The organism is Phocaeicola vulgatus ATCC 8482, from assembly GCF_000012825.1.
Classification (GTDB): Bacteria; Bacteroidota; Bacteroidia; order Bacteroidales; family Bacteroidaceae; genus Phocaeicola; species Phocaeicola vulgatus.
In genome coordinates this window covers 3,100,486-3,118,800 of sequence record NC_009614.1, presented here as the reverse complement: position 1 = coordinate 3,118,800, position 18,315 = coordinate 3,100,486, and the positions used below count along the sequence as shown (strand labels likewise).

Annotated in this window: 13 protein-coding genes; 7 read left to right on the top strand and 6 right to left on the bottom strand. The window is 45.5% G+C overall.

What is annotated here, in order from left to right; translation table 11 throughout:
- The 6 genes from BVU_RS12225 to BVU_RS12200 all read right to left on the bottom strand — a co-directional run bounded on the left by BVU_RS12225 (window position 1) and on the right by BVU_RS12200 (window position 10,353).
- Complete coding sequence (locus BVU_RS12225) at window positions 1–3,252, bottom strand: SusC/RagA family TonB-linked outer membrane protein (protein WP_011965601.1); 3,252 nt, start codon at window positions 3,250–3,252, stop codon at window positions 1–3.
- Window positions 3,253–3,443: 191 nt separating this feature from the next.
- Complete coding sequence (locus tag BVU_RS12220) at window positions 3,444–5,261, bottom strand: helix-turn-helix domain-containing protein (RefSeq protein WP_011965600.1); 1,818 nt, start codon at window positions 5,259–5,261, stop codon at window positions 3,444–3,446.
- On the bottom strand, window positions 5,258–5,848 hold the full coding sequence (locus BVU_RS12215; protein ID WP_005840472.1) for an epoxyqueuosine reductase QueH: 591 nt from the start codon (window positions 5,846–5,848) through the stop codon (window positions 5,258–5,260). Before BVU_RS12215 ends, BVU_RS12220 begins: the two co-directional genes overlap by 4 nt.
- A 9-nt stretch (window positions 5,849–5,857) precedes the next feature.
- Window positions 5,858–7,456 (bottom strand): ClC family H(+)/Cl(-) exchange transporter, encoded by a 1,599-nt coding sequence (locus BVU_RS12210; protein ID WP_011965599.1) that lies wholly within the window; start codon window positions 7,454–7,456, stop codon window positions 5,858–5,860.
- 32 nt (window positions 7,457–7,488) lie between these two features.
- Window positions 7,489–7,818, bottom strand: a complete 330-nt coding sequence (locus BVU_RS12205; protein WP_005840477.1) for a MarR family winged helix-turn-helix transcriptional regulator — start codon at window positions 7,816–7,818, stop codon at window positions 7,489–7,491.
- Between the two features lie 33 nt (window positions 7,819–7,851).
- Window positions 7,852–10,353 (bottom strand): FAD-dependent oxidoreductase, encoded by a 2,502-nt coding sequence (locus BVU_RS12200; RefSeq protein WP_011965598.1) that lies wholly within the window; start codon window positions 10,351–10,353, stop codon window positions 7,852–7,854.
- Window positions 10,354–10,589: 236 nt separating this feature from the next.
- On the opposite strand from BVU_RS12200, the gene BVU_RS12195 reads away from it, so the two are divergent.
- From BVU_RS12195 to BVU_RS12165, 7 genes are all read left to right on the top strand, one after another.
- Window positions 10,590–11,939, top strand: a complete 1,350-nt coding sequence (locus BVU_RS12195; protein WP_011965597.1) for an MATE family efflux transporter — start codon at window positions 10,590–10,592, stop codon at window positions 11,937–11,939.
- Between the two features lie 91 nt (window positions 11,940–12,030).
- Window positions 12,031–12,438, top strand: coding sequence for a PaaI family thioesterase (locus BVU_RS12190; RefSeq protein WP_011965596.1), 408 nt, complete (start codon window positions 12,031–12,033; stop codon window positions 12,436–12,438).
- Window positions 12,435–13,577 carry an isochorismate synthase gene (locus BVU_RS12185; RefSeq protein ID WP_011965595.1) on the top strand — a complete coding sequence of 381 codons (1,143 nt, stop codon included), beginning with the start codon at window positions 12,435–12,437 and terminating at the stop codon, window positions 13,575–13,577. The genes BVU_RS12190 and BVU_RS12185 overlap by 4 nt, the downstream gene beginning before the upstream one ends.
- A 26-nt stretch (window positions 13,578–13,603) precedes the next feature.
- Window positions 13,604–15,277 carry a 2-succinyl-5-enolpyruvyl-6-hydroxy-3-cyclohexene-1-carboxylic-acid synthase gene (menD, locus tag BVU_RS12180; RefSeq protein WP_005840489.1) on the top strand — a complete coding sequence of 558 codons (1,674 nt, stop codon included), beginning with the start codon at window positions 13,604–13,606 and terminating at the stop codon, window positions 15,275–15,277.
- Window positions 15,277–16,098, top strand: coding sequence for a 1,4-dihydroxy-2-naphthoyl-CoA synthase (menB, locus tag BVU_RS12175; protein ID WP_008670952.1), 822 nt, complete (start codon window positions 15,277–15,279; stop codon window positions 16,096–16,098). Before menD ends, menB begins: the two co-directional genes overlap by 1 nt.
- Before the next feature lie 77 nt (window positions 16,099–16,175).
- A complete protein-coding gene (locus tag BVU_RS12170) occupies window positions 16,176–17,231 on the top strand; it encodes an o-succinylbenzoate synthase (RefSeq protein ID WP_005848370.1) in 1,056 nt (351 codons plus the stop codon).
- On the top strand, window positions 17,228–18,313 hold the full coding sequence (locus BVU_RS12165; protein ID WP_005840495.1) for an AMP-binding protein: 1,086 nt from the start codon (window positions 17,228–17,230) through the stop codon (window positions 18,311–18,313). The genes BVU_RS12170 and BVU_RS12165 overlap by 4 nt, the downstream gene beginning before the upstream one ends.
- Window positions 18,314–18,315 lie beyond the last annotated feature (2 nt).

Below are 18,315 nucleotides of genomic sequence, written 5' to 3'. Positions count from 1 at the left end.
TTAAAAGTTCAAATTGACATTACACAAATAATTTGGTTTACTATATCCCCCAAGCATCCATTTCACATCACGACTTTTAGCCAAAGTGAACACATTTTCCATACCTAGCATGATACGTGCATTTTTTACATAAAACTTCTGACATACACTTGCAGGAACATGATAAGTAACAGAGAGATTCTTCAAGCGCCAGTTATCGGCATCAAGTACATGAATGGAAGCCTTGCTATAAAGATCGGATGAGTAAGAATTATAATCCTTGCTTTCTGACGGAACATAGCGTGGTACATCGGTATATGCCTCATCACCAGGCTGACGCCAACGTTTACTCACATCCTTACTTGTCACTCCTAATCCCGGATAGGCTATATTGGTATTCCGCATTTTGTGCCCCCCTTCAAAAAGCAGTTGAGCAGCCAGTTCCCAATTCTTATAACGGAGATTGGTATTAATAGCCCCACTATAAACCGGAACAGAAGTTCCTAAATACACAGCATCCTCCACTTTTTGCGGTGAACTGCTTACATGGATATTTCCTTCCGAGTCATACACCTGAGGCTGCCCTTTACTATCCAGCCCTGCCCACAGATATCCATAAATGGCATTATAAGGCACTCCAACACGGGGATAGGCGGCAGGATAATCGAACTGAAGAAAAATAGCAGGTGCTTTTACATTGACATAAGTCACTTTATTCTTATTGTATCCCAGCACACCACCTACGTTCCAATTCCAATCTTTTCCCATAATGACATCACTGGAAAGAGTCAACTCGAATCCACGGTTTCTCATTTTACCATTATTCATGGTATAAGTAGAAAAACCAAAACCTTCAGTAGGTACTCCATTGGTATTGGCTAACAAATCCACGCCCGATTTATTATAATATTCAATAGAACCGTTCAATCGATTTCTAAACATAGAGAAATCTACACCAATATTAGCTGTAGTTGTCTTTTCCCACCGCAAATCAGGATTAGGACGGTTGCTGATAGTCCCTTGTATGCCGCCCACATGGGTATTATTATTATAATAAGCCGTCATATAAGGAGCAGAATTCTTGGCGATGTTACCACCGATACCATAACTGAAACGCAGTTTCATCATATTTATAAATGAAACTTTAAAAAAAGATTCTTTGTCCAGATTCCAACCAGCACCTACCGACCAGATAGGTTTCTTCTGATACTTGGAACCAGTAGCAAACAAATTGGTACGATCCCAACGAATGCTTCCTGTCACCATATATTTACCATCATACGTGTAAGCTGCATTCCCATAAAAAGAAACAAAACGATTTACCAGTTCATAGATATTGGAGATATCATTTTTATTGAATGATACATAGTTTCCCAAAACTCCGGTATAAGTATTACTCAGCACCCGTTCATCAATAAGATCATAAGTTAGTAAAGCCGGATCATAATTATAATATTTCCGATTATTGTATTCCGTCTTATTTTCACGTACTTCCATACCAAACAAAGCGGTCACATCATGTTTTTCTGCAAATGTCTTGTTAAAATCCAATTGCTGACGGAAATTATAAGCACGGATACTATTAGTCCCCGTTGTATAAATATTGCCATAAGGAAGATTATAAGTAGCCTGGCCACTCCCACTTGCATCAGTAGCAAATGTATTTACTTTATTACGTACAGCATAGCTTTCCTTATCTTGCAATTGGCTTGTCTTATATTCCCCTACTTCATATTGGAACGAAGCAGTGTATCTCAACCAGTCTGTGAATTTAAAATTAAGTCTCGCAAAAGTACGATTACTAAAATTCTTACTCTTCGACAAGTTTCTTCCCAATTCGTCCAAAGGGGTAATATCCATACTATACAATCCGTAAGAAGAAATAATTTCCTGTTGTGACTTACTGTACCGGTCCGCAGCCGTGTTAGTATAGTAGCTTCCATCGCCATTCAACAACGAACTATAAGGAACATAATTATATCCGGGTGAGGTCAGATTATAACTCTGCGTTGTACCATCTCCATAATTCAGATACGTTCCCAAATCCAGACTCAGCCATGAAGTAAGCCGGGTAGTATTCTGCAAATTCAATCCGAAACTCTCGCTGTCAGTATATTTATCTTCTTCCCGGTTATTCCTGTAAGACAGCGAAGCATTAAATGTATTTTTTTCCGTTCCACGCCCGATATTCAAGTTATATTGTTGCGAAAACGGATTTCGTTTACCATATTTCTTCACATCATCATAATAACGGAATCCCTGTGAAGCCAGTTCATGTAGCGTCTGCTCCATTTGTGCTTCGCTGATCGCACCTGTATGATGTTTTAAAATAGCCTGTACCCCCAAACAGGAATACATGGATGCATTGTCCAACAAATTCTGTGCATATTGGGATGCTCCCTCTCCTTGAAGATTAGGATTCATGGCTGCCCACTCCTTTTCCATCTCTATCATGTCAGCCGTACCGGCTAAGTGACCGGTATAAAAATTATAAGGGCGTACTGTCAATGTCGCTGAAAATGATACATTCAGCTGATTCTTTCCGGCTTTTTTAGTAGTGATGACTACTACACCATTAGCAGCACGAGCACCATAGATAGACGTAGCCGCGGCATCTTTTAATACCGTAATATTCTCTATATCCTCTATATTCAAATCAGGCACATTTTCGACCCAGTTGCCCAGTCCGTCAGAAATAGTTTTCTCTACCGGAAACCCATCAATCACATACAGAGGAGTAGTAAGTCCGTTCATCGAAGTCACACCACGTATCTTACCGTCACTATAACCTGCTATTCTTCCCTCCATCAATGAGCTGACACTACTTAACCGTTGGGTTTCCAACTTTTTCGAATCTACTTTCGCAAATGAACCGGTAGCCCGTTCCCTGGAGATAGTCTGATATCCGGTTACCACCACCTCGTCCAGCAGTTCGGAGGCCGGCTCCAAGACAATTCTGTAACTGTTCGCACTTGTCAATCTTACTTTCTTTGATTCATAGCCCAAGTAAGAGATTTCTATCTCTTTCGCTGTGCGGAGCAGGGTCAGCCGGAAGTGCCCGTTCATATCGGTTATGACAGCAGCCAGTTCCTCCCCTTTCGTCTGGCTCACCTGACGGATGTGAGCGGCAGGCAGGGGATCTCCATTCTCATCTACAACTATACCGCTGATCATCCGGTCTGTTTGTGCATATGCCATTGTTCCACACAAAAACAATGCAACGAAAAACATCGCCAGTCGAAGTAGCTTTCCGTGGTAATCTGAATGTTTCATACTTTTTATAGATTTAATATTAATACTGTTTATAATCACTTTTAAGTCCCGTTTTATTGTTAAAACAGTTTTGCAGCTTATATTGCGTCGATAGCAAATTAATGCATAAAATTTTAAATTATAGCAAAAATAGGTTATCCAAATACAGCAATTGCCGCATTTGGATAAATTTATGATAGCAAATTAATAGATTATCTATTTTTATGCAATTCCTGCACTTTGTTTCTATACTGAGCGGGAGTCATACCAGTAGCCGCCTGAAACTGGCTATAAAAAGTAGTCATGGAATTAAAGCCCAATTCAGCTGAAATCGCCTTTAGCGGAGTTTGGTTATCAGGATCGGAAAGTAAACGGACTGCCTCTTTTGTGCGGAAACCATTTACAAATTGAGTAAAAGTCTGCTTGGTCTGCTCATTAATAATTTGAGAGAGATAAGTACGATTAGTTCCCAACATTTCCGCTACTTTCTCTTTGGTCAGCAAATTGTCTGTAAATACCTTCTCCTCCCACAACAGCGTTTCCAAACGCAGAAATAAATCCTGCTTCTTTTCATCTGTCAACGAGGATGAAGCATATTTCTCAGGTTGCGGCAAAGAAGTTTTCGTCGAATCCGTAAGATATTCTTGTAAAAGAGCGGACTGGCGGCCTATCTCTGCAAACTGCTCATCTATCTTGTTCTGCAATTGCTGTTCACGCCGGATAGCGTCCTGATTTTGCTTCACAATGGTAAGGTACAGCTTATTTTTTCTGTAATATAAGTAATATAGTAAAGAGGCAGCTATGAAGATACAGATAAATCCGGCTATAAGCAATTGCATCTTATTTTCCTTTTCCAATAATTCCAGACGGTTTTGTTTTATCTCGTTTTCCTGCCGTTCCATATCGTATTTTGCACGTATCTCCCCCACAGCACGTTCCTTTTCCGCATTATATAAGCTATCTGTTTCCAGCTGATAGAGCTTATGATACTTCAACGCCTCTACCAGCATACCATCTTCTTCATAACATCGGGATAAAGCCTTCAACAGGTCACTTCGATAGATGGCATTAGCCTGTTGGTAAGACAGTTCTATTCCGGCTTTCAGCATCCGGACAGCCCGGTCATACTGGTGATGCTCCATTAAAATTTCGGCATAGCCCAAATAAGAATTCATCACTGAAGAAATATTTCCCTGTTCTTTCAAATCCAAAGCCTTCCGGAAAAAAACCAGCGCTTCATCATCTTTATTCAATTTATGCAGAATATATCCATAAAGATTGTAAACGTTTGATTGATCATAAAAGTCATTCTGCACCATGGTGAACTCCGCCTCCTGAATATATTTCAATGCTGTATTATAGTCACTCTTCAAATAATACATATAAGCGGTATTGGTTGAACCACTATAAATCAGATAAGGATCTTTCCGTTCATGTCCCAGTTCATAACATTCAAGAGCATATTTCAATCCTGTGCTATCATTTTTCAAATAATAAATACCGGCAATATTAGAAAGCAAAATGGAATAGAGCCTGTCATAATGACAACGTCTTGCAGCTTCAACTCCTTTGAAGAAATAGGTAAGTGAACGATAATAGTCTTTTTGGACATTCGATGCATAAAGTCCCAGCCCATTATATACGGAACATAAGGCGGAATCATTTTTATTACTTTCACCTATCAGCCTGGCCTGCCCTAAATGACTATAAGCCTCCTTTACATTTCCCTTCATCATATGGGCCTGCCCCAGACAAATATGAGAATAAATTACAGCGCCATTGTAATCCCGTTCATTATAACCCAACTCAAACAATTGTCGACCATAAAAGATAGCCTGATCATAATCTGCTTTATTCAGATAGAGAAAACTAACTTTCCGAAGTGCTTCTTTGTCTTTAGGATACTTTTTCAGATACTCCAACTGTACATTAATGGCATTATTTATTTCTTCTTGCGCCTCTGAAACAATGGGCAAGAGTCCCAATAACATTACAACCATCCACAGTTTGAACATCTTCATTCTCGTCATCCTCCCTTTTCTTCTTTCCGCATACTGAACTCACAGCCACAATATTGCTGATTATAAAAATTATATTCCTTAATGATAGCAATGCGACGCTCGCTCAATCCACCTTTACGCCAGTTCTGTTCCCAATAAGTGACATCCGGATAAGGAGCCGTAGCATATCGGCCCGCTTCCTCTATCTGTTCCAAACTTTTCCAACGGCTGGAAGCAAGCGTAGTAGTGATAACCGGGAATCCATGTTCGTGGGCATAACGTGCGGTTTCCTGCAGTCGCATCTTGAAACAACGCAAGCAACGGCCTCCTCTTTCAGGCTCTTGCTCCATTCCTGCCATTCGACAACGCCAGGCATCATGATCATAATCGGCATCTATAATTTCCAATCCCAAGGACTGGGCATACCGCGTACATTCGTCCTTGCGGATAATGTATTCCTCCAACGGATAAATATTGGGATTACAATAATAGATAACCGGAGTGACACCATGCTGCATCAAGCACTCTATGATGGCTGATGAACAAGGAGCACAACAAGTATGAAGCAACACTTTGTCGGCTCCTCCCGGAACTTCAAGCTGGAATTTCTTTTTCATACGGCAAATTTAATAGATATTTGCCATACTGACCAACGGTTCGTATAATTTTTCTATATCCTGCGCATCCATTTCTATCTCCACTTGATCACCGGGAACCAGGGTTTGCCCCTGAGGAAGTAAGTTTTTACGATTCCGGTGTATACTACGAATGATACAATGATTAGGTAAAGCCAATGTATCCACTTCCTTTCCGTCAAAATAAGACCCATCCATTATCTCGACAAAAAGATGATAGCGGGCACCAGCCCCTTCGGAAGACTTCGGATTATGGCTACGGAACATCCTGTCATACAGCAATACATTGTAAGGTTTTATCTGTAACAATTCGGTGAAATAATAAGTCAACCCACCTACCACGATGGAAGGATAGAACACCTCGAAATGACCGGTAATCTCCGTTATCAGAACAATGGCAGTCAAAGGGGTACGCACCACAGCCACCAAAAAAGCCACCATCCCGATCAGCATCATATAACTCACATTCTCATACCCTATCCATCCGCGCTGTACCAATACCAACCCGAAGATTTGTCCCAATAATCCTCCCGTAACCAAGGTAGGAATGAAACTTCCTCCCGGCAAACCCGAAGAAAGAGAAAACAGCGTAAAAACAAAATGAATAAGCATCATGATAGTAAGCCACCGGATATCATGAGTTCCATTCATTCCCTGCATCATCAAAAACTGCTCTCCGCCACCTGTCAGATTCGTCTCTGTTAACGATATGGCATAAGCTATGATCAATAAATACAACATCTTGACAGGAATGGAGAGTTTCATGGCAGGTATCCTTTCTTGAAAGAAAGGAACGATGAGCGAATAAAACTTTGCAATGACAGCCATAAGGGCGGCAAAGATAATATAAAGCTCTGCCTGACGGATAAAAGATAAACCGGGAACGACCGCACTAATCAGATGATAAGGAGTCGTGGGGAACATCCAACTAGCCACTCCTCCGGCTACCACGCCGGCCAACAAGGTAGTAATGGCGGTTTTAGGCGCATCAAAACGCTCGATGGATTCTATTACCAGCAAAGAAGAAGACAACGGAGCGGCAAAAGCGGCAGACAAGCCCGCACCGGCTCCGGCAGCCAGCAATTGTTTCCGTTCCCCTTTCAGGATATGTCCCCAACGGGAGATAAGTGTTCCTATATAAGACCCTATCTGAACAGACGGCCCCTCGCGTCCCAAGGACAGCCCCGCACTGAGAGCCAACACACCTCCGCAGAATTTGGCCACCAGTTCCTTAAAAGGATGCTCATAACGGATACGACCGTTATTGGCCGCACGTGTCTGAGGAATACCGCCTCCGGCTATCAATGGCATACGTTTTACCAAAGAAGCGACAAAGATCAGAATCCCCCATAAGATAAAAAACAACAATACATGCCAATACCACGGATAATGCGCCGTGAAAAAAGTTTTCCGCACATCAAAGAAATACCAGAGAAGATAGTGATAAGGCACAGCAACCAGTCCCGTAAGCAGCCCCACGAATATGCTCACGAAATACAGACGGGCATCAATCAGCTTCAGTTTCCATATTTGCCATTTGCGCAGATTGCTCCACTCCTTCCACTTGTTTTTCCATTTCTCCAGTTTCATATCCGGAATAAACAAATGGAAAAGAGAAGGGTTTATTTAAACAATGGCTTTAATAGTTCCGGTATTTCTATTTCATTTGCTTTCAGCGCTTCCAAACATTCACGCCCTTTATCGGATAAAGTAAAATGCATCTGCCGTTTATCCTTATCCCCCAAATTACGGACGATTAATTCTTTCTCTTCAATGGAACGGATGACTTTAGAGGTATGCGAAGCAGACAGACCTGTGTTTTCCGATATCACACTGGCTGTCAGCGTATCTCCGCCAATGCAACAAAGTGCCATTGCCTCATTCAATGACACTCCATATTGTTCCATCAAGCGGGTTTCAAGTTCAGAGAGAGCCTTGAACAACTCTCTCATGACACATATTGATTTTATTTTCTCCATGCAAATTTAAATAAACAAGTTTACATTCGCCTGTTCGGCACGGTTCATATAGGTTGCCACTCCGCCAATAGTCACATGATCCAGCAATTCCTCACGTTTCACACCCATTACATCCATTGACATCTGGCAAGCTATAAATTCCACTCCGTTCTGAATGGCTTGAGTACGCAGAGATTCCAGTGAGTCGATATTTTTCTTATTCATGATATATCGCATCATCCTGGCTCCCATTCCACCCATATTCATTTTAGACAATCTCAACTTTAAAGAACTGGAAGGCAGCATCATGCCGAACATCTTCCCCCAGATATCTTTCTTCACCGCAGGCTTGTCCAATCTTTTGATAGCATTCAGCCCCCAGAAAGTAAAGAAGATGATCACCTTCTTTCCCGTAGCCGCCGCACCGTTTGCGAGTACAAAAGTAGCTAAAACTTTGTCCAGGTTGTCACTGAACAGAATAAAAGTTTTCCCTTTATCCTCCCGGCAAACCTCCGAGGAAGAAGATTGCGGAGTACTTTTCTCAACAATTACCTCATACTTTCCTGCTCCTGACTTTACTGAGACAAAACGGTTCCCGGTAGTCTGGCACCATGCTTCGGCATCGCGGGGGAAACCGGCATCCGTAGCGACAATCTCCAGACGTTCGCCGTCCGCCAGTTCTTCCATACTCTTCTTCAGCTTCATGATAGGACCGGGACAAGATATGCCACAAGCATCCACTTTTATTGCTTTCATAGAAGGAATGACGGAAGAGGCAATAGTATAAGCTTCAGCAGAATCTTTACTGTGTTCAGAATGATCAACTTTTGAAGAATCAGAACTTGAAGATCCGGAATTTGAGAACTCCTTCGGCTTGGGCAGAGGAGCCGTTGCCGCTTTATACAGTTTCAAACCTCCTATTAAATTCCTTACTTCCCCAAAGCCATTCTGTAACAATATATTAGAAGCCAGATACCCTCTCAACCCCACTCCACAATACAAATAGACCGGCTTATCCTGAGGAATCTCTTTCATCCTTTCGCGCATATCATCCAAAGGAATATTGACAGCCCCCTTCAAAGCACCGAGTGCAAATTCATCGGGAGTACGGACATCAACCAACGTAACTTTACTCAAATCGGCAGCCTGCAACTCGCGCCAATAAAGAGGCTTCATCTTTCCGCTCAGTATATTTCCGGCTACATATCCGGCTACTGCTACAGGATCTTTAGCCGAAGAGAAAGGAGGAGCGTATGCCTGCTCCAAAGCCATCAAGTCATATACAGTTCCGTTATGCTTAATCACTTGCGAGAATTCGTCAATACGTTTGTCCACTCCATTATACCCCACAATCTGCGCTCCAAGTAATTTCCCGTTCACAGGAGAGAAGGTTATTTTAATGGACATCTGTAAAGCATCGGGATAATATCCCGCATGGGAACCGGAATGGATGGTTGCCGACAAATAATCAATGCCTGCCTGTTTCAACCGCTTTGCCGGAAGGCCTGAAGCAGCGACAGTCATATCAAAAATTTTGGCAATGGAAGTACCGACAGCCCCTTCGTATGTAACCTTATTTCCAAAAACCATGTTATCTGCCACAATACGCGCCTGACGGTTGGCCGGACCAGCCAGATAATTCAACCACGGTCTATCAGTCAGCGGATGACGGAACTCGATAGCGTCGCCCACCGCATAAATATACTCGTCGGAAGTCTGCAAGTAATCGTTCACCTTAATGCCGCGCATCTCCCCTATCTCCAGTCCGGCCTCTGTCACCAATGAGGTATTGGGACGTACCCCGATGGATAACAACACCATATCGGCAGGCAGCCTTTCGCCCGATTTAAAAATAACCTCCAGTCCGTTGACCGTGCGCTCGAAAGAAGCCACCGCCTTTTCCAGGTAGAGATGCACTCCTTTCTGCAACAAATGCTCGTGCACCAAAGAAGCCATAGAGAAATCAATAGGAGCCATGACTTGATTTGCCATCTCTACAACCGCCACTTCCGCACCGGCTTCCTGCAGATTCTCCGCCATCTCCAACCCGATGAATCCGGCCCCGATGATTACCGCCCGTTTCACCTTATGCTGCTGCAAGTAACTCTTGATAGCATCGGTATCATTCACATTACGTAGGGTAAAAATTCCTTCATTGTCAATGCCCGGCAAGGGAGGACGAACAGGCGACGCACCCGGAGAAAGCAATAATTTGTCATAACTCTCCGTATAAGTTTTCCCGTCGGAAGTACGAATATCCACTGTCTTATCGGCAGAATGGATGGCTATTACCTCGGACCGGGTACGCACATCTATGTTAAAACGTTTCCCGAAAGCCTCCGGAGTCTGTACAAACAATTTTTCCCGCTCCGCAATCACACCTCCTATATAATAAGGCAGACCACAATTGGCATACGAAATGTATTCTCCCTTCTCGAACAAAATGATTTCCGCCTGTTCCGTGTTTCTTCTGATACGTGCGGCAGCAGTTGCACCTCCTGCTACGCCTCCTATTACTATATACTTCATAATCGAACTATTTTATTTGATTTAATATTTTCCAATGGAAACTTTATGCAAACATACATGATATTTCTTATAATAAAAAGTTTCCTATGGAAAATATTATCAAGTTAACTCTTTTTAAGGAGAAAGAACATTCCGGGTATTAAATAGACAATCTCTATTGTTGTTTGATATTTTATTCCCTACCTTCGCAATAAATTTCAAAATAAATAAGAAATTGAATCGAACAGACGCACATCATGTTATCTAAAATAGACTTGACGCAGGGAGGCATCACCGGCACTCTGCTACGTTTTACCTTACCTATGATTATAGGCTCACTGCTACAACAGTGTTACAACATAGCCGACACACTGATTGTAGGACAATGTATAGGTTCCGGCGCATTGGCCGCCGTCGGTTCCGCCTACACGCTGATGGTTTTCCTTATTTCCATCCTGCTGGGATTGTCCATGGGAAGCGGAACCGTTTTTTCCTTGCAATATGGAGCCGGACGAACGGATTCCCTACGCCGTAGCATCTATGTATCCGTCCTGCTGATCGGCACAGTAACATTGATTCTAAATATAGCGGTTTTCGTCTGGATTCATCCCATCCTCAGGATATTGCAGATTCCCAAAGATATTTATGGCATGATGTATGATTACTTGTGGATTATCTTTTGGGGAATCGGCTTTACCTTTATCTATAATTTCTATGCGGCATTGCTGCGTGCCATAGGAGATGCCGTCACTCCTCTTTGGTTTCTGGCGGTTTCCGTTGTACTGAACATCGGGCTGGATTTGTTCTTTATCTTGCAGTTGGATTGGGGAATCAAGGGAGCAGCCATCGCCACGGTAGCCGCACAGGGAGTATCCGCTTTGGGAATTATGGGATATGCCTACGTGAAATACCCCGAACTGAGATTACACCGCAACGACCTGCATTTCGACCGTCACTGCCTGAAAGAGATCACTTCGTTCTCCGCACTGACCTGTGTACAACAATCGGTAATGAATCTGGGCATTCTCATGGTACAAGGATTGGTCAACAGTTTTGGCACTGTAGTCATGGCCGCCTTTGCGGCAGCAATAAAAATAGACTCGTTCGCCTATATGCCGGTACAGGAATTCGGAAATGCCTTTTCCACCTTTATTGCCCAGAACTTCGGAGCGAGAAAAGAGGAACGGATCCGCAAAGGAGTGAAAAGTGCCTTGATTACCACCGTTCTCTTCTCTCTGGTCATTTCCATTCTGGTCTTTTTATTCGCCAAACCATTGATGCTGATTTTTGTCCGCCCCCACGAAACGGAAATTCTGAACATCGGTATCAGTTATTTACGCATCGAGGGAGCGTTTTATTGCGGAATCGGGATTTTGTTCCTGTTATACGGATATTATCGTGCCATCCGTATGCCGGGAATGTCCGTAGTGCTCACAGTGGTATCGTTGGGAACCCGTGTAGCCCTTTCCTATTGGCTTGCCGGCATTCCTGCCATCGGGGTCATCGGAATCTGGTGGTCTATTCCTATCGGATGGTTTATAGCGGACGTCATCGGCATCATATATTATAAGTATCGAAAAAGCTCCCAAACAATTGAATTTAAATAAATGTTTTTGTTAGTAAAAGACATACATACAACACCTTTTCATCTAAAATTTATGTATTTTTGTAGCCCTATAGAAAAGAACAGACATACAAATGATGGAAGAAACAACCTGCAAACCTGATTATTCGAATTCGATGGCGGAACATCTGGGTATCCGGTTTCTACCCTCCACCGAGGATGCGGTACATGCCGAAATGCCTGTAGACCATCGTACTTCACAACCCTTTGGTATGTTGAACGGCGGCGCGTCACTGGCTCTGGCCGAGATTGTGGCAGGGCATGGCTCTACGTCGCTATGCCGGGAAGACGAATATGCCTGCGGAGTACAAGTAAGTGGAAATCATCTGTCGGCCGTGCCCGTCGGAGGCAAAGTATTCGCCACCGGCAAACTGATTCACCGCGGCAGATCCTCGCATATATGGAATATAGATATCACCACTCCACAAGGACAACTGGTTTCTACTGTTCGTGTCGTTAATTTCATACTGAAAAAGAAATGAATCTACCAGATATACATACGCAAAAATTATTGGATTGCCTGACACACAGCCGCCTCGGTTTCGCCCTCTACCGGTTACCTTGGACAGACGAATGCTACCTGGTATTGCAAACCTCGGGCGATGTGGAACAATTAGCGGACATTCAGGAACTGAATGGAAAGAAAGGATTTGTCATGGCTCCTTTCCGGATATCGGAGGAACATCCCTTGGTACTTATCCGTCCGGATGTCACCGCATACGACTGGAGCGAAATCAGCGAAGCACTGTCTTCACTGGAATGTGCGGATGCCCTGCTCACCTGCAAAAGCCGGCAGAGTGAACTCTCCCCTTTTGTTTCCGAAGAAACGGATAAAGAACAATATACCCGCGCATTCGGGCGTTTCATCACTCCCTTACAAGAGAAGCGGTTCCAGAAACTGGTTCTGTCACGTTCTTCCGCCAGACATATCGGAGATGATTTTTCACCACTCGGCGCTTTTGTCCGGGCCTGCAACAACTATCCGCGCATGATGATTTACCTATGCCACACCCCTGCTTCCGGAACCTGGCTGGGCAGCACACCGGAAATCTTATTAAGCGGACACGGCAAAGAATGGCACACCGTGGCCCTGGCCGGTACCATGCCGATGCAGAATGAAGTGATGCCGACAGACTGGGACAGGAAGAACCGGGAAGAGCAGGGCTATGTGGCTGATTACATCCGCCGGATCGCCAAAAGATTCGGCAACAAGATGACGGAGAAAGGTCCTTATACCGCCCGTGCCGGACAATTGGTACACCTCAAGACCGATTTTTATTTCTTGTTGAAAAATACAGACCATATAGGCGATTTATTGCAAGAACTCCATCCCACTCCCGCCGTCTGCGGCCTGCCCAAAGAGGAGGCTTTCCGGTTTATTCCGGACAATGAAGGGTACGACCGCAGTTATTATTCCGGGTTCACCGGCTGGCTGGACACAGAGGGGCATACCGATATCTACGTCAATCTGCGCTGCATGGAAATAAAGCCGGGTGAAGCCATCCTGTATGCAGGAGGAGGAATACTGGCTTCCTCGGAAGTAGAATCGGAATGGATGGAAACGGGAGACAAGATGAATACGATGCGGAGCATCCTTCATCCTGACTTTATAAGTAAATAAATGGAAACAATTAAAGTAGAAGAATAATGTATTCAGACAAAAAGAACATACTTCAGTTGGTGGCACTTCTCAAAGCGCACGGTGTGCGGAAAATAGTGCTTTGTCCCGGCAGCCGTAATGCTGCCATCGTACATACTCTGGCCAATATAGAGGACTTCACTTGTTATTCTGTAACCGATGAACGCAGTGCCGGTTTTTTTGCCATCGGCCTATCTTTACAAGGGGGAGGCCCTGCCGCAGTATGCTGCACTTCCGGTTCGGCCCTGCTGAACCTGCACCCTGCCGTAGCCGAAGCCTTTTACCAACAAGTACCTCTGATTGTCATTTCCGCCGACCGCCCCGCTGCCTGGATAGGACAAATGGACGGACAAACCCTGCCCCAGCCCCATGTGTTCGGAACGTTAGTCAAGATGTCTGTCAACCTGCCCGAAGTACATACTGAGGAAGACGAATGGTTTTGCAACCGCCTTATCAACGAAGCCATACTGGAAACCACCCACCACGGCAAAGGGCCTGTACATATCAATGTACCCATTTCCGAACCCATTTACCGCTTCACCGCCAAAACACTTCCCGAAGTACGTGTCATCACCCGTTATCAGGGACTGAGCGTGTACGACCGTGACTATAAGGAACTGATCGAACGGCTGAACAAGTACAACAAGCGCATGGTTGTGGTAGGCCAGATGAATCTGATTTACCTGTTCGAGAAAAAATATGTGAAACCGCTTTATAAACATTTCGCCTGGCTGACGGAACATCTGGGCAACCAGACCATCCCCGGCATTCCTATCAAGAATTTCGACGCCGCCGTTTATTCCATGACACCGGAACGCCAGGAAGACATGGCCCCCGAAATACTGATTACCTACGGCGGACACATCGTATCCAAACAATTGAAGAAATACCTGCGCAATCATCCCCCGCGCGAACACTGGCATGTTGCCGCCGACGGGAAGATAGCCGATTTATACGGTTGCCTGACCACCGTCATCGAGATGGATCCGTTTGAGTTCTTGGAAAAAATAGCTTTCCTGCTGGACAACAAACCTACCCATTATCCGCTGATGTGGGAAAACTATTGCAAAACCATTCCGATGCCGGACCTTGCTTATTCCGAAATCTCCGTTATCGGAAAACTCATCCGGGCATTGCCCGAACCCTGTGCCCTGCATCTGGCAAACAGCTCCACCGTGCGCTATGCACAGTTATTTACAGTTCCTCCCCAGGTGGAAATCTGTTGCAACCGGGGAGTGAACGGCATAGAAGGCTCCCTGTCCACCGCCATCGGTTATGCCGCCGCTTCCAGCAAGCTGAATTTCATCATCATAGGCGACTTGAGCTTCTTCTATGACATGAACGCACTGTGGAATCAAAATTACGGTGCCAACATCCGCATCCTGTTACTGAATAACGAAGGAGGAGAAATATTCCACACCCTGCCTGGAATGGACAAATCAAGCCGTTCCAGGGAGTTTATCACAGCCGAGCATTACACCACCGCCAAAGGCTGGGCGGAAGAACGCGGCTTTATTTACATGAAAGTGACCGGAGAAGAAGAGCTGGAAGAAGCGATGCAGCCATTCACCTCACCCGAGACACGGATGCAACCCATGCTGCTGGAGGTGTTTACCGACAAGGAAAAAGACACCACCCTGTTAAGAGAATATTATCACGGACTTAAAAATAAAAATGAATAATGGAAACAAGAGAATGGAAAACCATCAAAGAATATCAGGATATTCTGTTTGACTTTTACAACGGAATAGCGAAAATCACCATCAACCGTCCGCGTTACCGCAACGCGTTCACCCCCACCACCACTTCGGAAATCAGCGACGCCCTGTATTACTGCCGCGAGTGCCAGGATATCAATGTAGTGGTTCTGACCGGAGCAGGCGACAAAGCCTTCTGCAGCGGGGGAGATATGCACGTAAAAGGTCATGGCGGCTATATCGGCACGGATGGAGTTCCCCGTCTGAATGTGCTGGACGTACAAAAGCAAATCCGGTCACTGCCTAAACCGGTCATCGCCATGGTAAACGGTTACGCCATCGGCGGCGGTCATGTGCTGCATGTGGTATGCGATCTGACCATTGCCTCAGAGAATGCCATTTTCGGACAGACAGGTCCCAAGGTAGGCAGCTTCGACGCCGGATTCGGCTCTTCCTATCTGGCACGCATCGTAGGGCAGAAGAAAGCCCGTGAAATATGGTTCCTTTGCCGTCAATACTCCGCACAGGAAGCACTGGAAATGGGATTGGTCAATACAGTCGTTCCTTTCTACCGCCTGGAAGACGAAACCGTGGCATGGGCAGAAAAGATGATGGAGCACAGCCCGCTCGCTCTTCGTATGATCAAAGCCGGACTGAATGCCGAACTGGACGGACAAGCCGGCATACAAGAACTTGCCGGAGATGCCACCATGCTGTATTACATGACAGAGGAAGCACAGGAAGGAGGAAAGGCATTTTTGGAAAAACGCAAGCCACGGTTCCAGGATTATCCGAAGTTCCCATAATCAGTGGTTCATTTTTCCGGTGGAGGACAACCCAATAGTCCTCCTTGCTTCCCATTAACCACTAATCACTAATAAGAATGTTCCAAACCCGAATTATAAAAAAACAATTACACTTCAAGCAACCGGCAGGTACTTCCAGAGGAGTATATACCACCCGGAATGTATGGTACATCCTCCTCACCGACACCGGCAGCCGCCACTATGGCGTGGGTGAATGTGCCCCTCTCCCTGCCCTGAGTTGTGACGATATCCCCTCATACGACGAGGTGTTGGCCACTGCCTGCAAGAACCTGGAAAAGAACGGGGAAATAGACCGGGAAGCCTTGCTTCCCTATCCGTCCATCCTGTTCGGTATGGAAACCGCCCTGCTGCATTTCCGGGCACGCAGCCTGCAATTCTGGCACACCCCGTTCAGCAAAGGCAAAGAGGGCATCCCCATCAACGGACTCATCTGGATGGGAAACTTTGACGAGATGTACCGGCGCATCGGGGAAAAGATGCAGCAAGGCTTCCGCTGCATCAAACTCAAAATAGGCGCCATCGACTTTGAAAAGGAACTGGAGCTGCTGGCGCACATCCGCCGGCATTTCACCCCAGCCCAAATCGAACTGCGTGTAGATGCCAACGGTGCTTTCTCTCCTGCCGATGCCCTCGAAAAGTTACATCGTCTTTCCGAATTCCAGCTCCATTCCATCGAACAGCCCATCCGTGCGGGGCAATGGAATGAAATGGCCCGGCTCTGTGCCGCCACCCCCTTTCCCATTGCACTGGATGAAGAGCTGATAGGCATCAACCGGCGCGACCGGAAAATAGAATTGCTGGAAACCATCCGTCCTCAGTACATTATCCTGAAACCTTCTCTGCACGGAGGAATCAGCGGCTCCGAAGAATGGATGGAACTGGCGGCTGAAAGAGGCATCGGCTCATGGGTCACTTCCGCTCTGGAGTCCAATATCGGACTGAATGCCATCGCACAATGGTGTGCCACCTTGCAGCCCGCCCTCCCCCAAGGACTAGGTACCGGCTTGCTGTTTACCGACAATATAGACTATCCGCTTCACATCGAAGGAGACTGCCTTTGGTTCCACCCCGAAGAACAAGAACCCGACTTACTAAACTGGCTGAAACAATGACAAAATTCTGCACCAATAGAAACAAACAGACCATTCTGATAGAAAGCATCCCCTACTCCAACTGGGAAATTGAAATGGTAAGAATGAATATCCCTGCCGACAACCGAAGTTTCCGGCAGGAACTTTTCTCCTTTCTTTCCGAATGGTTTGACCCGGCAGACACCCTGCCGGTACATACTTCAGGCTCCACCGGCAAACCCAAGGAACTGTATGTAGAAAAAGAACGCATGATGGAAAGCGCCTGCCTCACCTGTTCCTTCCTCGGACTGCAAAAAGAAGATTCCGCCCTGCTTTGTATGCCCTTGCAATACATTGCCGGAAAAATGGTGGTAATACGTGCCTTGGTAGCGGGACTGGACTTGCTGCCTGTCACCCCCTCCGGACATCCTTTAAAAGACCTGACAAAAGCACCCGTCTTTGCCGCCATGATCCCCATGCAAGTCTATAACTCACTGCAAGTTCCCGAAGAGAAAGCGATATTGCAACAAATCAGACACCTCATTATCGGAGGCGGTCCTATCGACTCCCAACTGAACGCTGCGTTAAAAGATTTCCCCCATGCCGTATGGTCTACCTACGGCATGACCGAAACCTTGTCACACATTGCCCTACGCAGACTGAACGGTCCTGAAGCTTCAGACTGGTACACCCCTTTCGAGAGCATACAGATCCGTCTGAGTAAAGAAAACACCTTGGTGATATACGCTCCCGAAATTTGCGAAAAAGAACTGGTGACCAATGACATAGCCGAGATAAACGGACAGAACCAATTCCGCATTCTAGGCAGAAAAGACAACACGATCAATACAGGAGGAGTAAAAGTGCAGATAGAACAAGTAGAGGCCGCATTGAAAGAACACCTGTCCGTTCCTTTCCTGATCACCTCCGCCCCCGACGAAAAATTCGGAGAAATCATTGTACTGCTTGCCGAAGGACAACTGCCCGACGACATAGAACAGACCTGCACACATCAATTACCTCCCTACTGGCGTCCCAAACGTTTTGTTCCGGTATTCAAACTTCCCCTGACAGAAACCGGGAAACCCGACCGTGCCATAGCCAAATTACTGGCGCAAAAATAACT

Bases quoted from the DNA above. Each gene is read 5' to 3' on its own strand.
- BVU_RS12215 (WP_005840472.1), bottom strand. From the start codon at position 5,848: ATGAAAAAGAAATTCCAGCTTGAAGTTCCGGGAGGAGCCGACAAAGTG.
- BVU_RS12185 (WP_011965595.1), top strand. From the start codon at position 12,435: ATGAATCTACCAGATATACATACGCAAAAATTATTGGATTGCCTGACA.
- BVU_RS12200 (WP_011965598.1), bottom strand. From the start codon at position 10,353: ATGAAGTATATAGTAATAGGAGGCGTAGCAGGAGGTGCAACTGCTGCC.
- BVU_RS12190 (WP_011965596.1), top strand. From the start codon at position 12,031: ATGATGGAAGAAACAACCTGCAAACCTGATTATTCGAATTCGATGGCG.
- BVU_RS12225 (WP_011965601.1), bottom strand. From the start codon at position 3,252: ATGAAACATTCAGATTACCACGGAAAGCTACTTCGACTGGCGATGTTT.
- BVU_RS12210 (WP_011965599.1), bottom strand. From the start codon at position 7,456: ATGAAACTGGAGAAATGGAAAAACAAGTGGAAGGAGTGGAGCAATCTG.
- menB (WP_008670952.1), top strand. From the start codon at position 15,277: ATGGAAACAAGAGAATGGAAAACCATCAAAGAATATCAGGATATTCTG.
- BVU_RS12220 (WP_011965600.1), bottom strand. From the start codon at position 5,261: ATGACGAGAATGAAGATGTTCAAACTGTGGATGGTTGTAATGTTATTG.
- BVU_RS12205 (WP_005840477.1), bottom strand. From the start codon at position 7,818: ATGAGAGAGTTGTTCAAGGCTCTCTCTGAACTTGAAACCCGCTTGATG.
- menD (WP_005840489.1), top strand. From the start codon at position 13,604: ATGTATTCAGACAAAAAGAACATACTTCAGTTGGTGGCACTTCTCAAA.
- BVU_RS12195 (WP_011965597.1), top strand. From the start codon at position 10,590: ATGTTATCTAAAATAGACTTGACGCAGGGAGGCATCACCGGCACTCTG.
- BVU_RS12165 (WP_005840495.1), top strand. From the start codon at position 17,228: ATGACAAAATTCTGCACCAATAGAAACAAACAGACCATTCTGATAGAA.
- BVU_RS12170 (WP_005848370.1), top strand. From the start codon at position 16,176: ATGTTCCAAACCCGAATTATAAAAAAACAATTACACTTCAAGCAACCG.